We start from the raw sequence: 15,109 nt of genomic DNA on the forward strand, positions 1-15,109 counted from the left end.
AAATGCCCCGGCTGTCAACCCCGCCGGGGCATTTCTTTTTGTCCGGTTGCCCGGTCCGCTCGACGCGTCGGGGTGACGCGTCAGGCGATGTGCCAGCGCAGCAAGGGTTCCGTGGCCTGGTCGCCGGGCAGCACATCGACGAAGGCCAGTGGCTCCCCCACCTCCACGTACCGCAGGATCCTCAGCATGTACCGGTCCGGGCTGTGGAGTGCGAAGTCGCCGCCCCAGCGGGCGGCACGCCGACGCACCCGGAGCAGCAGGGCGAGACCGCTGCAGTCGATGAAGGTGACCCGGCTCAGGTCGGCGACCGTGCGGCGCGGGCGCGAGATCATCGCCCGGTCGATCGACGGACCGCACTGGAGCGCCGCGAAGAGGTCGAGCTCTCCTGCCAGCCCGAGGACGAGCGCGTCTCCCGCGCGGCGCAGCTTCACGGGCGGCTCGTCCTGTCGTGCGCGCCCTCGCTCGGCGGATGATTCCGGCATGCGACCCACCCCAGGTGATCGGAATTGCAGCGTGGTTCGATCGACTCACCGGGGTCTGGGATGGCCTCCATGAACGTACGCACCGACCTCCTCGCAGAATCGGTTAGCCATCCAGAATCTGCTCTTTCGAGTGAATCTGGCCCAACTCCCTTGACCTACATGGGTTGTTCATCAGAGGGCAGCTTGAGGCGCCCCTCCACGACGTCGGTCGCCACGTCCTTCAGCTTGCGCTGCCGGGACCGCGCATAGGCGCGCAGCGGGTGGAACGCGACCTCCGGGTGCACTCCCCACTGGGCGGCCAGCATTCCCTTGGCCTGCTCGATGGCGACCCGGCTGGTCAGCGCCTCGCGCAGTTCACCGGCCGAGCGGGTGAGGTGCCAGAGGTGCTGCGAGTGACTCAGGGACAGCACCGCGATGTCGGCCAGCCGTTGGGCCAGATCGAGGTCGTCCGGCTCGGGCAGCGAGTCGCACCCGTAGACCTGCCAGGTGCCGAGCAGCTGCCCGCGACAGCGCAACGGCATGACGGCGGCCCTGCCGATGCCGTACTTCAGGGCCAGGGAGCAGAAGGCCGGCCAGCGGGCGGCCGAGGCGCGCAGGTCGATGTCGTAGTGCGGTTCGCCCGAGCGGTAGCCGTCGAAGCAGGGCCCCTCCTGCCGCTGGGCGGCGAGCAGGCCGAGGAGTTCGGACTTCTGGTGGGACGCGGCGGCCACCCGCAGGGCCCCGTTGCCGTCGGCCAGCATCGTCCCCACGGCAGCGACGTCGAGCAGTCGTACGGTGCGGTCGCAGAACTTCCGCAGGATTCCGCGGACCTCTCCCTCGCCGAGCATCAGCTCGGCGAGAGAGACCGAAGCGTCCATCCAGTGGTGTTCCCGGCCCATGCTGGTCACCTCATACGGCTCGGGCGGTTCGCCCGTCGAATAGGGTCTCCTACCCCGCCCGGGCCGGACCAAGGGTGGCGGTCGCGCCGTATCCGTCAGTACCCGTAGACGCCGAGGACGGTGATCGCGGCGAAGATCTGCTGCCAGACCTCCCGGGACGGCGCGTCGTCGGCGAAGGCCTCGGGGTCCAGGTTCTCCATCCGGCTCTCGTAGTCGTACTCGGCGCCGGACTCGTCGGGGTAGGGGTCCCAGCTGGCGCCCATGTAGCGGTGGAGGTTCTCCAGGAACAGGGCGAAGGTCTCCACGTCGCGGACGAGGCGGGTGCGGGTCCCGTCCGAGTCGGGGCGGACGAAGTGCACGGTGCCGGTGGTGCGGTGGACGCACACCTCGCCCTCGTCGTTGCCCAGGTCGAAGGAGCCGATGGTCAGCAGGTCGGGGTGGCCGGGCAGGGGTTCGAGGGCGGAGCCGGCCGAGAAGCTGGAGACGCCGCCCGACCACCAGCCGGGGATGCCGGTCTCGGCGAGGAACGTGCGGGTCGGGCCGTGTTCCAGGGCGGCGGGCAGGTCGGCTGCGGGGAAGCGCCGTACGCCCGCGCCGAAGGTGTCGTCCATCCTGGCGGCGGTGAGCGGCGGGTCCAGGTCGGGCGACGGGTCGAGCTCGCCGCTGCCGTCCTCGGCGGATTCGTAACTCACCCCGCCGGTGGGCCAGTCCGCCAGTACGTCGTTGTGGATGCGCAGGACGGCGATACCGCGCGCCTCCTCGATGAGGTAGCGGCCCTCGGTGTCGAGCGGTTCCGCGTACTCCCAGGTGGGCGGGACGGACAGAGCGGGGGCGGTGGGGTCCTCGTCGAAGAGGACCGGCAGGACCTGGGCCTCGCCGCCGCTCGGGCCGCACATCTCCGCCTCGTCCTCCGGCACCGGCTCGACCGGTTCGCCGGTGTGCGCGTCGAACCAGCGGTCGTCGCACCACATTCCGTCGACCTGGATCAGCTCCCGGCCCTCGTGCAGCAGGTGCTCGGCGCCGCAGTCGCCGCTCAGGTTGGGGTGCGCCACGTAGTGGCCCACCGGGCGCCACCAGGCCCACTCGGTGCTCCACGGCATCTCCGGGGCGGCGGCCCTGACCTTCGCCGCGTACTCCGGGCGGCGCAGGACGGTCGCGGCGAAGTGCAGCCAGGAGGCGAACTCGGCACGCGGCACGTCCTGGGTGCCGAATATCGACTCGGCCTGCCGGAAGACGGCCCGGCCGTCCTCGGCCGGGGCCGTCCTGCGCGCCTCGGAGGTCAGTTCGTGGCGCACGGACTCGCGGTCGGCGTGCAGCAGGGCCGCCGGGTCCGCAAGCAGCGCGTCGAGACCGTGGGTGTGGGTGTCGTGCGTGTGGGTGTCGTGCATGGCCTGATCCCCCCGTGAGTTCTGGAGATCATCCTGACATCCACCACTGACAACGGGGCCCGGCGGTCCCGCCCCTGGCAGGGGGTCAGCGGGCGGCGCCCGCCAACTCCCGTTCCGGAGCCACTTCTTCCGGCGGGTTTGCGTCCGCCGACCTGCGCGGCAGCAGTACCGCGACCAGTACGGTGCCCGCCGCCAGGACCACCGCGCCGACCAGGCTGGTGTGGGCCACGGCACCCGAGAAGGCGGAGCCGACCGCGTCCGCCATGTCCTTGGCTCCCTGCGCGAGTTGACCGGCCTGGCCCTTGAGCTGGGCGGCCTGCTCGGGGGTGGTGGCCTGCGCCGCCTTGGCGGCCAGTTCGGACGCCTTGTCGCCGATGCCCTGGGCGACGGCGTATCCGGCGCCGACGGAGTCCTGGGCGGTGTCGAGTGCGGAGGCGGGGAGCTGCGAGCCGTGGACGCCGTCCGCCAGCTTCGATGAGTACGAACCGGCCAGGACCGAGCCGAGTACGGCGATGCCCAGCGAGCCGCCGAGTTCGAGGGAGGTGTCGTTGACCGCGCCGCCGACGCCGAGTTCGGACTCGGGGAAGGCGCCCATGATCGCGTCGGTGCAGGGCGAGAGCGCGAGGCCGATGGCCAGCCCGAGGACGGCCAGCGGCGCGACGAACTCGCCGTAGCCGGACGCCTCGTCGATACGGGTGAGCAGGGCCAGCGCGACCGTACCGCCGACCATTCCGGCCGTGACGGTGACCTTCATGCCCAGGCGCGGGGTGAGGAAGCCGGTCAGCGCGGAGCCGACGAAGACGGCGCCGGCCAGCGGGAGCATCCGTACGCCGGTCTCCAGGGCGTTGAAGCCGAGCACGAACTGCAGGTGCTGGGTGAGGAAGTAGAACGCGCCGAAGACGGCCAGGAAGAAGAGGGCGACGGCGAGGTTGGAGCCCGCGAAGCCCCGGTCCAGGAAGCGGCGGACGTCGAGGACGGGGCGCGGGTGGCGCAGCTCCCACAGGACGAAGAGCAGCAGTCCGACGCCCGCGACGACGCCGGCGCCGATCGCCTTGGCGTCCCAGCCGAAGTGCGGTCCCTCGATGATCGCGAAGATCAGGGCGGCGACCCAGACGACGGACAGCAGCCCGCCGACGTAGTCGATCCGGCCGTGCGTGGACGCCTTGGACGGCGGTACGAGGAGGAACGCGCCGATGATCGCGAGGGCGGCGACGGGCACGTTGATCAGGAAGGTCGAGGCCCAGCCGTGGTCCTCCAGGAGCGCGCCCGCGACGAGCGGTCCGGCGGCGATGGCGAGGCCCGCGGTGGCGGTCCAGAGCACGATCGCCTTGGCGCGTTCGGCGCGGGGGAAGGTCGCGGCGAGGAGGGAGAGGGTGGCGGGCATGATCATCGCGGCGCCGACGCCCATGACGGCGCGGGCGGCGATGACGCCGTTGGCGCTGTCGACCAGGGAGCCCGCGACGGAGCCGCCGCCGAAGACCAGCAGGCCCAGGACGAGCGCGCCGCGACGGCTGTACTTGTCGCCGATCGCACCGAGCAGCAGCATCAGCGCGGCGTACGGAACGGTGTAGCCGTCGACCACCCACTGGAGGTCCGCGCTGTTCAGCCCGAGGTCCTTGGTCATGTCCGGGGCCGCGACCGTGAGGGCGGTGTTGGCCATCACGATGATCAGCAGGCTGAGGCAGAGGACCAGCAGGGCCCACCAACGCCTCGGATAGGGCCGGTCCATCTCTTCCACCGGCTGGTTCGCGACCAGGGGCACGGTTTCCACCTCTTTGTCATCACATGACGGTTCTTACGGGCGCGCGCTTGCACAGCGCTGTGCAATTACACAGTAGTGTGCAAGTTACGGGAATGCACAGTGCTGTGCAAAATGGGGGCATGACCACGAGCAGCTCGGGCCGGGCGGACGCGAACCGCCGCCGCATCATGGATGTCGCACTGACGGAGTTGCTGCGCGACCCGGACGCGAGCATGGACCAGATCGCCAAGGCGGCAGGCGTCGTACGGCGCACCGTCTACGGCCACTTCCCCAACCGGGAGGCGCTGGTCGCCGCGCTCGTCGACGGGGCGGCGGAAGCCGTCACCGAGGCCCACGCGGCCGGCCGCGCCGGGGTGGACGACCCGGCGGAGGCGCTGGTCCGGGCGCTGCTGGCGGTGTGGCAGATCGCGGACCGCTACCGGCTGCTGGTGGCGCTCGCGCAGCGGAGCGTCACGATGGAGGGCATCAAGCAGCGGCTGACACCGGTCAGGAAGGACTGCGTCGCGCTGCTCGAACGCGGCCAGGCGGCAGGGGTGTTCCTGTCACCGGTACCGGCGGCGGCACTGGCGTACGTCCACGAACAGACCCTCTTCGGCCTCATGGAGGCGGTCAACGAGGGAGCACTGTCGGCGGAGGGCGCGGGCAGGGCGGCGGCCATGACGGCCCTGCTGTCGGCGGGCGTCCCGACGAACCGGGCGGAGGAGCTGCTGACGAGGGTCGCCCCGGACTCCCCGGCGGGATGACAACACCCGTGGTGCCGCCAGCCCCTCGGGGGTGGCGGCACCACGGGTGCGGGTGCTCGGGTGTGCAGGCGTGCAGGCGTGCAGGTGCGGTTACTTGGACTGGGCCGGGATGGAGTCCTTGCGGTCCGGTTCCGAGTCCGGTTCCGGGGACGGGGCGTGGCCGTGGTCGTCGTCCATCAGGGTCTGCTCGTCGAAGGGCTCCTTGCCCGCGAGCACCCTCGTCACCCGCTCCCGGTCGATCTCCTTCGTCCAGGTACCGACCAGGACCGTCGCCACCGCGTTCCCCGCGAAGTTCGTCAGCGCCCTGGCCTCGCTCATGAAGCGGTCGATGCCGACGATCAGGCCGACCCCGTCGACCATTTCGGGCCGGTGCGACTGGAGGCCGCCCGCCAGTGTGGCGAGGCCCGCGCCGGTGACCCCCGCCGCGCCCTTCGACGCGATGATCATGAAGCCGAGGAGGGCGATCTGTTCGCCGATGTTCAGCGGGGCGCCCATCGCGTTGGCGATGAACAGCGACGCCATGGTCAGGTAGATCGCCGTACCGTCGAGGTTGAAGGAGTACCCCGTCGGCACCGTGATGCCGACCACCGGCTTGCTGACGCCCAGGTGCTCCATCTTCGCGATCAGCCTCGGCAGCGCCGTCTCCGACGACGACGTGGACAGGATCAGCAGGAACTCGCGCCCCAGGTACTTCAGCAGCTTGAAGATGTTCACGCCCGTGCAGAGCTTGAGGATCGCCCCGAGCACGATGAACACGAACAGCACGCAGGTCACGTAGAAGGCGACCATGATGACGGCCAGGGACCGCAACGCGTCCCACCCGGTCTCCCCGACCACCGCCGCGATCGCGCCGAACGCGCCCACCGGCGCCGCCCACATGACCATCGCCAGCACCCGGAACACCACCCGCTGGATGTGTCCGATGCCGCGCAGCACGGGTTCGCCCGACGCGCCCAGCGCCTGCAGCGCGAAGCCCACCAGCAGCGCCACGAACAGGGTCTGCAGTACGGAGCCCTCGGTGAAGGCCGAGACCAGCGTCTTGGGAATGACGCTCAGCAGGAAGTCGGCCGTGCTCTCGCTGGCGCCCGCCGCCTGCTTGGCGCCCGCTTCCTTGCTCGCCTCCAGGTTGAGGCCGTCGCCCGGGTGGATCAGGTTGCCGACCAGCAGCCCGATGCCGAGCGCGACGGTGGACATCACCATGAAGTAGCCGAGGGCGAGCCCGCCCACCGCCCCCACCTTGGCGGCCTTGCGCACGGAACCGATGCCCAGCACGATCGTGCAGAAGATGATCGGCGAGATCAGCATCTTGATCAGGTTCACGAAACCGGTGCCGATCGGCTTCAGGTCCTTGGCCGCGTCCGGGAACACGAGCCCGACCGTGATGCCGAGCAGGACGGCCACGATGACCGCCAGATACAGGTAGTGCGACCGGTCGCGCCGTCCGGTTTTCGCCCCCGCGACCGTGTCCGGCCTGTCTTCCGCCACCGGTGCCTCCTTGTTCGTGATCGGGTCCCGGCGACTATGCATCACTGACCCGGTCAACACACCCTTCCGGTCGTAGAGTTCACAGATTGTCCTCGGTGCACACCTGGACCTTCCTACGGGAAGTGGTCTCGTCGGAACGCACCGTAGCCATCAACGGCTTCTCGTCCTACCGTGAGCCGGTGCGCCAGCCCCCTGCCGTCCCGCCGTCCGACACCCCGCCGCCCTTCGACGCCTCCGCCGCCCGCCGACTGCGCGAGGCCCTCGGGATGATGCACGGCCACGTCGCCTACGGGCTGCGCGCACAGTACGGACTGACCGTCGGACCGGAGCTGGTGGCCGCCTGGGAGTCCGGGCTGCGCGCCCCCAGCAGCCGCGAGGTGACCGCGCTGGCCGGGGTGCTGTGGTGCGCGCCCGCCGAACTGCTCCAGGCCGCCCGCACCTTGCGCGAACACCGGAGCGCTCAGGGCCTCGACGCGGGCGACCTGGCCCGCCGGATCGGGCTCGGGATGGATGCGTACGTACGGATGGAGGAGTCGGGCAAGTGGCGCGGCAACGAGCGGCAGTCCGCCGCACTCGTCGCCGAACTCGGCCTCTCCCCCGCCCAGTTCGTGACCGCGGCGGGCCGGGACGAGGAGTTGGCCGAACTGCTGCGGAGCGCGGTGACGACCCGCTGGCAGGCGTACGTACGGCCGGTGGCCAAGCTGCTGCCGGTGCCGCGCACCGGGTTCGAGTCCGGCGCGCTGGAGAACGTACTGCTGCGGCTGCACGCCGACTACCAGTCGCGGATGGTGGCGACGCTGGGGTGGGGCGGCGGTGTCGGGGACGCGGGCGACGGGGCGGCGGGGCGGGAGTTCCTGGAGGGGATCGTCGAACGGTTCTGGGAGCGGGCCCAGGGCGCTCGCTGAGCCCGTGAACCGGCCTCCCCCCCCTTCGCTCAGCCCTCCACCGGGTCGAAGCGGAACAGCTGGCCCGCCGCGTCGTCCGTGCACGGGTGCTGTTCCAGCGAGGTCCACCGCTCGCCAGACGCACCGGGCACCGTCACGCACATGTCGGTGTGCCTGGGGCGGATCCGGTAGCCCTTGACCGGGCTGCCGACGGGCTCGAAGCGGAACGTCTCGGCGGCCGGGTTCCTGTTCTCGCAGACATCGTCCTCCAGCCATTCCCCGCGTGCGGTCTTCGCCCAGCGCACCCCCATGCAGCCGGCCCCGAACTCGGGGTGCGCCGAGGCGATGCGCCAGTCCTTCTCGCCCATCCTTACCAGCGAGTACCTGGGTATCCGGCCCTCGCAGGGCGCCTGGTACACCTGGCCGCTGCCGGCCCCGACCCGCTCCGAAAGGCACAGCCCCGAGTGCACCGCGCGCAGCACCCGCTCCCCGGGCGCGGGGGCCGCCGGTACCGTCGCCGGCGGTGAACCGGAATCGCCGGAACCGGTGACCACCCAGGTGACGGCCGCCCCTGCCAGCACCAGAACCAACGCCACGGCGAGCGCGGGCCGCAGGACCTTGGACCTCGAAAGCCGACGCGGAATACCGTCCTTCGACCCGGCGGGCGGGGACTCCCGGCCCGCCGGAGCGAGGACCTCGGCCTCTGGCACGAGGGCCGGGCCGACCTCGGACTCCCCCGCCACCCGCCCGCCCCGCACCGCGAGTTCCTTGCGTACCGCCAGCCACTCCCCCACCGCCGCGGGCCCGCAGCCGCACGCGCGCGTGTAGACCGCCACCAGTTCCTCGCGCGGCACCGTCGTCCGCGCCAGCATGTTCGCGACGGTGCTGCGCGGCAGCACCTCGCCCAGGGCGTCGGCGCGTGCGGTGAGTTCGCGGTAGGTGAGCCCCGACCACTCCTTGAGCGCGTGCAGCCCCGCGACGTACTCAGCGGGCGTACGCACCGCCTGCGGATCGGGTTCCCGCATCCCGCGCCTCCTGTTGGGACATGTCCCGGACAGGCTGAAGCCTTGTTGATCCGGCCGCGCAACTCAAGAGTAAGAAGCGTCGACTCCGGGGCCTCAGGTCCACGGATCCGGACACACGGAACGGCCCCAGTCGTCCGCAGGGGAGACGACTGGGGCCGTTCACATGTGGGCGCCCGGGCGCGGAAAGCGACTCGGAGAGCGGCTCGGCGAGCGGCTCAGAAGACCGACTCGGCCTCGGCCATCCGGTTCTCCGGGACCGTCTTCAGCTCGGAGACGCCTTCCGCCAGCGGCACCATCTGGATGCTCGTGCCGCGCAGCGCCGTCATCTTGCCGAAGTGGCCCGCGTGCGCCGCCTCCACCGCGTGCCAGCCGAAGCGGGTCGCCAGGACGCGGTCGTAGGCGGTGGGGGTGCCGCCGCGCTGGACGTGGCCGAGGATGACCGGCCGGGCCTCCTTGCCGAGCCGGGCCTCCAGCTCGACGGCCAGGCGGGTGCCGATGCCGGTGAAGCGCTCGTGGCCGAACTGGTCGATGACGCCCTTCTCGTACGGCATGGAGCCCTCGGCCGGACGCGCGCCTTCCGCGATGCAGACGACCGCGAACTTCTTGCCGCGCGCGAAGCGCTCCTCGACCATCTTGACCAGCGAGTCCACCTCGAAGGGGCGCTCCGGGAGGCAGATGCCGTGGGCGCCGCCGGCCATGCCGGACTCCAGCGCGATCCAGCCCGCGTGCCGGCCCATGACCTCGACGACCATGACGCGCTGGTGCGATTCGGCGGTGGTCTTGAGGCGGTCTATGGCCTCGGTGGCGACGCCGACGGCGGTGTCGAACCCGAAGGTGCGGTCGGTGCCGTTGATGTCGTTGTCGATGGTCTTGGGTACGCCGACGACGGGCATACCCGCGTCCGAGAGCATCCGGGCGGCGGTGAGGGTGCCCTCGCCGCCGATCGGGATGAGGGCGTCGATGCCGTACTTTGCGGTCAGTTCGGCGCAGTTCTCGGCGGCCTCGCGGAGCCGGTCGCGCTCCAGGCGGGCCGAGCCGAGGATGGTGCCGCCGCGCGCCAGGATGCCGCTGACCGCGTTGAGGTCGAGGGGGCGGTAGTGACCGTCGAGGAGGCCCTTGAAGCCGTCCTCGAACCCGATGACCTCGTCGTGGTGACCCGCCACGGCACGGTGCACGACCGACCGGATCACTGCGTTCAGCCCAGGACAGTCGCCGCCTGCGGTGAGAACTCCGATACGCATCGTGCTGTGTCTCCTGCTCTTGGTGGTACTTGTGAGCCAGGTTCCAATTGTTCCACGGCCCGATTGCGCGGCGCGCTTTCGGATACTCCGGGACAAGCGGGACAGGGGGTCTTTGGCCCTTGCTCGCGGGACTTTCTCCGGCGGGCGCCCTATCGATACCCAAAGGTATTGTCAAGGGTGCAAGACCACCCTATCCGTACAAACTCAGCAAATTAGCTGATCACCGACGACGAGACGGAGAGCACGCGTGACGCGCAGCGTGTACGTGACCGGCATCGACCGGGGGGACGGCCGCCAGGTCGTCGAGCTGGGAGTCATGGAACTCCTGACCCGCCAGGTGGACCGGGTGGGGGTGTTCCGCCCGCTGGTGCACGACGGACCCGACCGCCTCTTTGACCTGCTCCGGTCCCGCTACCGGCTGTCCCAGGATCCGGCGACGGTGTACGGGATGGACTACCACGAGGCGTCCGCCCTCCAGGCCGAGAAGGGCACCGACGAGCTGGTCTCCCAGCTGGTCGACCGCTTCCACCGGGTCGCCCGCGGGTACGAGGTGGTGCTCGTGCTCGGTACGGACTTCGCGGACACCCAGCTTCCGGACGAGCTGGCGCTGAACGCGCGCCTCGCCAACGAGTTCGGCGCGTCCGTCATACCCGTGGTGGGCGGCCAGAACCAGCTCGCCGAATCGGTCCGCGCCGAGGCCCGCAACGCCTACCGGGCGTACGACAGCCTGGGCTGCGACGTACTGGCCCTGGTGGTGAACCGGGTCTCCCCGGCCGACCGCGCCGACATAGCGGAGCGGCTCAACGACCCCCGCAGGCTGCCGGTCCCCGCGTACGTGCTCCCGGACGAGCCGGCCCTGGCCGCGCCCACCGTCGCGCAGATCGCCCAGGCGCTGGACGCGCGGGTGCTGCTCGGTGACGACGCCGGTCTGGCGCGCGACGCCCTCGACTTCGTCTTCGGCGGCGCCATGCTGCCGAACTTCCTCAACGCGCTGACCCCCGGCTGTCTGGTCGTGGCCCCCGGCGACCGCTCCGACCTGGTGGTCGGCGCGATGGCCGCGCACAGCGCCGGTACGCCGCCGATCGCGGGCGTACTGCTGACGCTGGACGAGCGCCCCGGCAAGGAGGTGCTGACGCTGGCCACGCGGCTGGCGCCCGGCACCCCGGTGATCTCGGTGCCCGGCGGCTCCTTCCCGACCGCCGGTGAGCTGTTCGCCCTGGAGGGAAAGCTCAACGCGGCCACCCCGCGCAAGGCGGAGACCGCGCTCGGCCTCTTCGAGCGGCACGTGGACACCGCCGACCTGCTGGACCGGATGTCGGTCGCCCGCAGCGGCCGGGTCACCCCGATGATGTTCGAGCACGAACTCCTTGAACAGGCCCGCTCGGACCGCCGCCGCGTCGTGCTGCCCGAGGGCACCGAGGAGCGGGTGCTGCGGGCCGCCGACGTGCTGCTGCGCCGCGACGTCTGCGACCTGACCCTGCTCGGCGATGTGGACGTCATCCGCAAGAAGGCCGCCGACCTGGGCATCGACCTCAGCTCCACCCAGCTGATCGACCCGCAGACCTCCGAGCTCCGCCAGGGCTTCGCCGAGCGGTACGCGCAGTTGCGCGCCCACAAGGGCGTCACCGTGGAGCTGGCGTACGACGTCGTGGCCGACGTGAACTACTTCGGCACGCTGATGGTCCAGGAGGGCCTGGCCGACGGCATGGTCTCCGGCTCGGTGCACTCCACCGCCGCCACCATCCGCCCCGCCTTCGAGATCATCAAGACCAAGCCGGACGCCAAGATCGTCTCCTCGGTCTTCTTCATGTGCCTGGCCGACAAGGTGCTGGTGTACGGGGACTGCGCGGTCAATCCGGACCCCAACGCGGTGCAGCTCGCGGACATCGCGATCCAGTCGGCGGGCACCGCCGCCCAGTTCGGGGTGGAGCCCCGGATGGCGATGCTGTCGTACTCCACCGGCACCTCGGGCGCGGGCGCGGACGTCGACAAGGTGCGCGAGGCCACCGAGCTGGTCCGCTCCTCGCGTCCCGACCTCAAGGTCGAGGGCCCGATCCAGTACGACGCCGCCGTGGAGCCCTCGGTCGCCGCGACCAAGCTGCCGGAGTCCGAGGTCGCGGGCCAGGCCAGCGTGCTGATCTTCCCGGACCTCAACACCGGCAACAACACGTACAAGGCCGTGCAGCGCTCGGCGGGCGCCGTCGCCGTCGGCCCGGTACTCCAGGGCCTGCGCAAGCCGGTCAACGACCTGTCGCGCGGTGCGCTGGTGCAGGACATCGTCAACACGGTCGCGATCACCGCGATCCAGGCCCAGGGCGAGGGCGCGGACGCGTCGCCCGTCCAGAAGAAGGCAGCACTGTGAGCACTTCCCCCACCCGTGTCCTCGTCCTCAACTCCGGCTCCTCGTCGGTGAAGTACCAGCTCCTGGACATGCGCGACCACTCACGGCTGGCCGTCGGGCTGGTCGAGAAGATCGGCGAGGAGACGTCCGCACTGGCGCACACCCCGCTGATCGGCGAGCGGGCCGGCGTCAAGCGGGTCCGGGAGACCCGGTTCGCCGACCACGACGAGGCGCTCCAGGCCGTCGCCGCCGAACTGGCCGAGGACGGGCTGGGCCTCGACTCCCCCGAGCTGGCGGCCATCGGCCACCGGGTGGTGCACGGCGGACTGAAGTTCAGCGCCCCGACCGTGGTCACGGACGAGGTGCTGGCGGAGATCGAGCGGCTGGTCCCGGTCGCCCCGCTGCACAACCCGGCGAACATCACCGGCATCAGGACCGCGCAGGCGCTGCGCCCCGACCTCCCCCAGGTCGCCGTCTTCGACACCGCGTTCCACACGACGATGCCGGAGTACGCGGCCCGGTACGCGATCGACGTCGAGACCGCCGACGCGCACCGGATCCGCCGCTACGGCTTCCACGGCACCTCGCACGCGTACGTCTCGCGCAAGACGGCCGAGCTGCTCGGCAAGACCCCCGCCGAGGTCAACGTCATCGTCCTGCACCTCGGCAACGGGGCCTCCGCCTCCGCCGTCGCGGGCGGCCGCTGCGTCGACACCTCGATGGGGCTGACCCCGCTCGAAGGACTGGTCATGGGCACCCGCTCGGGCGACCTCGACCCGGCGGTGATCTTCCACCTGGAACGGGTGGCCGGAATGTCGGCCGACGAAATCGACACCCTTCTCAACAAGAAGTCCGGTCTGGTCGGTCTCTGCGGCGACAACGACATGCGGGAAATCCGCCGCCGTATCGACGCGGGCGACAAGCAGGCCGAGCTGGCCTTCGAGATCTACATCCACCGGCTGAAGAAGTACATCGGCGCCTACTCCGCCGTACTGGGCAAGGTGGATGCCGTCGCCTTCACCGCGGGTGTCGGCGAGAACGCGGCCCCGGTGCGCGAGGCGGCCGTGGACGGCCTCGCGGAACTGGGCCTGGCGGTGGACGCCGACCTCAACTCCGTACGTTCCGACGAACCCCGGATCATTTCGCCGGAGTACGCACGGGTGGCCGTGGCCGTTGTACCGACCGACGAGGAACTGGAAATCGCGAACCAGGTTTTCGACCTCGTCAGCAAATGACCGCCGGGCCCGTCTGAGCACCCGCCCGCCCATTTGTACATTCCACCAGACGGAATATTCCGCAGCGAAACAAACCGATAGGATCCGCCTTATGCGCCGTTCCAAAATCGTCTGCACCCTTGGCCCCGCCGTCGACTCGCACGAGCAGCTCGTCGCTCTGATCGAAGCCGGCATGAGCGTGGCCCGATTCAACTTCAGCCACGGCACCCACGAGGAGCACCAGGGCCGTTACGACCGCGTCCGCAAGGCCGCCGCCGAGACGGGCCGCGCCGTGGCCGTCCTCGCCGACCTCCAGGGCCCGAAGATCCGCCTGGCGAAGTTCGCCGAGGGCCCCGTCGAGCTGGTGCGCGGTGACGAGTTCACCATCACGTCCGAGGACGTCCCGGGTGACAAGTCCATCTGCGGTACGACGTACAAGGGCCTGCCGGGCGACGTCCAGAAGGGCGACCCGATCCTGATCAACGACGGCAACGTCGAGCTCAAGGTCGTGTCGGTCGACGGCCCCCGGGTCAAGACGATCGTCATCGAGGGCGGTGTCATCTCCGACCACAAGGGCATCAACCTGCCCGGCGCGGCGGTGAACGTCCCGGCCCTCTCGGAGAAGGACGTCGAGGACCTCCGCTTCGCCCTGCGGATGGGCTGCGACCTGGTCGCCCTCTCCTTCGTCCGCGACGCCAACGACGTCAAGGACGTCCACAAGGTGATGGACGAGGAGGGCCGCCGCGCCCCCGTCATCGCCAAGGTGGAGAAGCCGCAGGCCGTCGAGCACATGGAGGGCGTCGTCATGGCGTTCGACGGTGTGATGGTCGCGCGCGGTGACCTGGCCGTCGAGTACCCGCTCGAAAAGGTCCCGATGGTGCAGAAGCGCCTGGTGGAGCTGTGCCGCCGCAACGCCAAGCCGGTGATCGTCGCGACCCAGATGATGGAGTCGATGATCACCAACTCCCGTCCGACGCGCGCCGAGGCGTCCGACGTCGCCAACGCGATCCTGGACGGTGCGGACGCGGTCATGCTGTCCGCCGAGTCCTCGGTCGGCGCGTACCCGATCGAGACCGTCAAGACGATGTCGAAGATCGTAGTCGCGGCCGAGGAGGAGCTCCTCTCCAAGGGCCTGCAGCCCCTGGTCCCCGGCAAGAAGCCCCGCACCCAGGGCGGCTCCGTCGCCCGTGCCGCCTGTGAGATCGCGGACTTCCTGGACGGCAAGGCGCTGGTCGCCTTCACCCAGTCCGGCGACACGGCCCGCCGGCTGTCGCGCTACCGCGCGGCCCAGCCGATCCTGGCCTTCACCACTGACGAGGGCACCCGCAACCAGCTCGCGCTGAGCTGGGGCGTCGAGTCCTTCGTGGTCCCCCACGTGGACAACACGGACGCGATGGTGGACCTGGTGGACGCGGAGCTGCTGAAGCTCCAGCGCTACAACAACGGCGACACCATGATCATCACGGCGGGCTCGCCCCCCGGCATCCCCGGCACCACGAACATGGTCCGGGTGCACCACCTGGGCGGCGAAGAGGCCACTGCCTGACGGTGGGGTGGTCGCCACGCGCGAGGGCGGGAGCGGAGGGCTGGGGGGGACGGGGGCCTCCCCCTTTTTTGGGGGTTGGCGTCTCCCTTTTTTTTTTTTTTTTTCTTTTTCGGGAGGAGC

The 15,109-nt window shown here is 70.5% G+C and carries 12 protein-coding genes; 5 read left to right on the forward strand and 7 right to left on the reverse strand.

The features are described 5' to 3' along the window. Positions 1–80: 80 nt before the first annotated feature. The 4 genes from ACZ5PB_RS32785 to ACZ5PB_RS32800 all read right to left on the reverse strand — a co-directional run bounded on the left by ACZ5PB_RS32785 (position 81) and on the right by ACZ5PB_RS32800 (position 4,477). Positions 81–482 (reverse strand): STAS domain-containing protein, encoded by a 402-nt coding sequence (locus ACZ5PB_RS32785; protein ID WP_468696235.1) that lies wholly within the window; start codon positions 480–482, stop codon positions 81–83. A 155-nt stretch (positions 483–637) separates the two neighbouring features. Continuing rightward, positions 638–1,360, reverse strand: coding sequence for a GAF and ANTAR domain-containing protein (locus tag ACZ5PB_RS32790; RefSeq protein ID WP_468696236.1), 723 nt, complete (start codon positions 1,358–1,360; stop codon positions 638–640). Positions 1,361–1,455: 95 nt separating this feature from the next. Continuing rightward, positions 1,456–2,748: an SUKH-4 family immunity protein gene (locus ACZ5PB_RS32795; RefSeq protein ID WP_468696237.1), complete on the reverse strand. Its 1,293-nt coding sequence runs from the start codon at positions 2,746–2,748 to the stop codon at positions 1,456–1,458. A gap of 85 nt (positions 2,749–2,833) precedes the next feature. Then, positions 2,834–4,477: an MFS transporter gene (locus ACZ5PB_RS32800; protein ID WP_468696389.1), complete on the reverse strand. Its 1,644-nt coding sequence runs from the start codon at positions 4,475–4,477 to the stop codon at positions 2,834–2,836. A gap of 152 nt (positions 4,478–4,629) precedes the next feature. On the opposite strand from ACZ5PB_RS32800, the gene ACZ5PB_RS32805 reads away from it, so the two are divergent. Further along, positions 4,630–5,253, forward strand: coding sequence for a TetR/AcrR family transcriptional regulator (locus ACZ5PB_RS32805; RefSeq protein WP_468696238.1), 624 nt, complete (start codon positions 4,630–4,632; stop codon positions 5,251–5,253). A 90-nt stretch (positions 5,254–5,343) separates the two neighbouring features. On the opposite strand, the gene ACZ5PB_RS32810 is transcribed toward ACZ5PB_RS32805, so the two are convergent. Next, a complete protein-coding gene (locus ACZ5PB_RS32810; RefSeq protein WP_468696239.1) occupies positions 5,344–6,738 on the reverse strand; it encodes a cation:dicarboxylate symporter family transporter in 1,395 nt (464 codons plus the stop codon). 86 nt (positions 6,739–6,824) lie between these two features. On the opposite strand from ACZ5PB_RS32810, the gene ACZ5PB_RS32815 reads away from it, so the two are divergent. After that, positions 6,825–7,643 (forward strand): helix-turn-helix domain-containing protein, encoded by an 819-nt coding sequence (locus ACZ5PB_RS32815; protein ID WP_468696241.1) that lies wholly within the window; start codon positions 6,825–6,827, stop codon positions 7,641–7,643. 29 nt (positions 7,644–7,672) lie between these two features. On the opposite strand, the gene ACZ5PB_RS32820 is transcribed toward ACZ5PB_RS32815, so the two are convergent. After that, the gene (locus ACZ5PB_RS32820) at positions 7,673–8,647 is read right to left on the reverse strand and encodes an RICIN domain-containing protein (protein ID WP_468696243.1); all 975 of its coding nucleotides are present in this window, start codon (positions 8,645–8,647) and stop codon (positions 7,673–7,675) included. A 215-nt stretch (positions 8,648–8,862) separates the two neighbouring features. Further along, a complete protein-coding gene (locus tag ACZ5PB_RS32825; RefSeq protein ID WP_468696244.1) occupies positions 8,863–9,888 on the reverse strand; it encodes an ATP-dependent 6-phosphofructokinase in 1,026 nt (341 codons plus the stop codon). A gap of 247 nt (positions 9,889–10,135) precedes the next feature. Between ACZ5PB_RS32825 and pta the strand changes: the two genes are divergently transcribed. The 3 genes from pta to pyk all read left to right on the forward strand — a co-directional run bounded on the left by pta (position 10,136) and on the right by pyk (position 14,989). Further along, the gene (pta, locus tag ACZ5PB_RS32830; protein WP_468696246.1) at positions 10,136–12,250 is read left to right on the forward strand and encodes a phosphate acetyltransferase; all 2,115 of its coding nucleotides are present in this window, start codon (positions 10,136–10,138) and stop codon (positions 12,248–12,250) included. Continuing rightward, positions 12,247–13,464, forward strand: coding sequence for an acetate kinase (locus ACZ5PB_RS32835; protein WP_468696248.1), 1,218 nt, complete (start codon positions 12,247–12,249; stop codon positions 13,462–13,464). The genes pta and ACZ5PB_RS32835 overlap by 4 nt, the downstream gene beginning before the upstream one ends. 91 nt (positions 13,465–13,555) lie before the next feature. Then, on the forward strand, positions 13,556–14,989 hold the full coding sequence (gene pyk, locus ACZ5PB_RS32840; protein WP_468696249.1) for a pyruvate kinase: 1,434 nt from the start codon (positions 13,556–13,558) through the stop codon (positions 14,987–14,989). Positions 14,990–15,109: the final 120 nt, after the last annotated feature.

It is taken from the genome of Streptomyces sp. NPDC032721, assembly GCF_055579625.1.

Excerpts from the sequence above, each read along its gene's own strand:
- ACZ5PB_RS32785 (WP_468696235.1), bottom strand. The coding sequence starts at position 482 with ATGCCGGAATCATCCGCCGAGCGAGGGCGCGCACGACAGGACGAGCCG.
- ACZ5PB_RS32800 (WP_468696389.1), bottom strand. The coding sequence starts at position 4,477 with ATGGACCGGCCCTATCCGAGGCGTTGGTGGGCCCTGCTGGTCCTCTGC.
- pyk (WP_468696249.1), top strand. The coding sequence starts at position 13,556 with ATGCGCCGTTCCAAAATCGTCTGCACCCTTGGCCCCGCCGTCGACTCG.
- ACZ5PB_RS32795 (WP_468696237.1), bottom strand. The coding sequence starts at position 2,748 with ATGCACGACACCCACACGCACGACACCCACACCCACGGTCTCGACGCG.
- ACZ5PB_RS32790 (WP_468696236.1), bottom strand. The coding sequence starts at position 1,360 with ATGGGCCGGGAACACCACTGGATGGACGCTTCGGTCTCTCTCGCCGAG.
- ACZ5PB_RS32805 (WP_468696238.1), top strand. The coding sequence starts at position 4,630 with ATGACCACGAGCAGCTCGGGCCGGGCGGACGCGAACCGCCGCCGCATC.
- ACZ5PB_RS32825 (WP_468696244.1), bottom strand. The coding sequence starts at position 9,888 with ATGCGTATCGGAGTTCTCACCGCAGGCGGCGACTGTCCTGGGCTGAAC.
- ACZ5PB_RS32820 (WP_468696243.1), bottom strand. The coding sequence starts at position 8,647 with ATGCGGGAACCCGATCCGCAGGCGGTGCGTACGCCCGCTGAGTACGTC.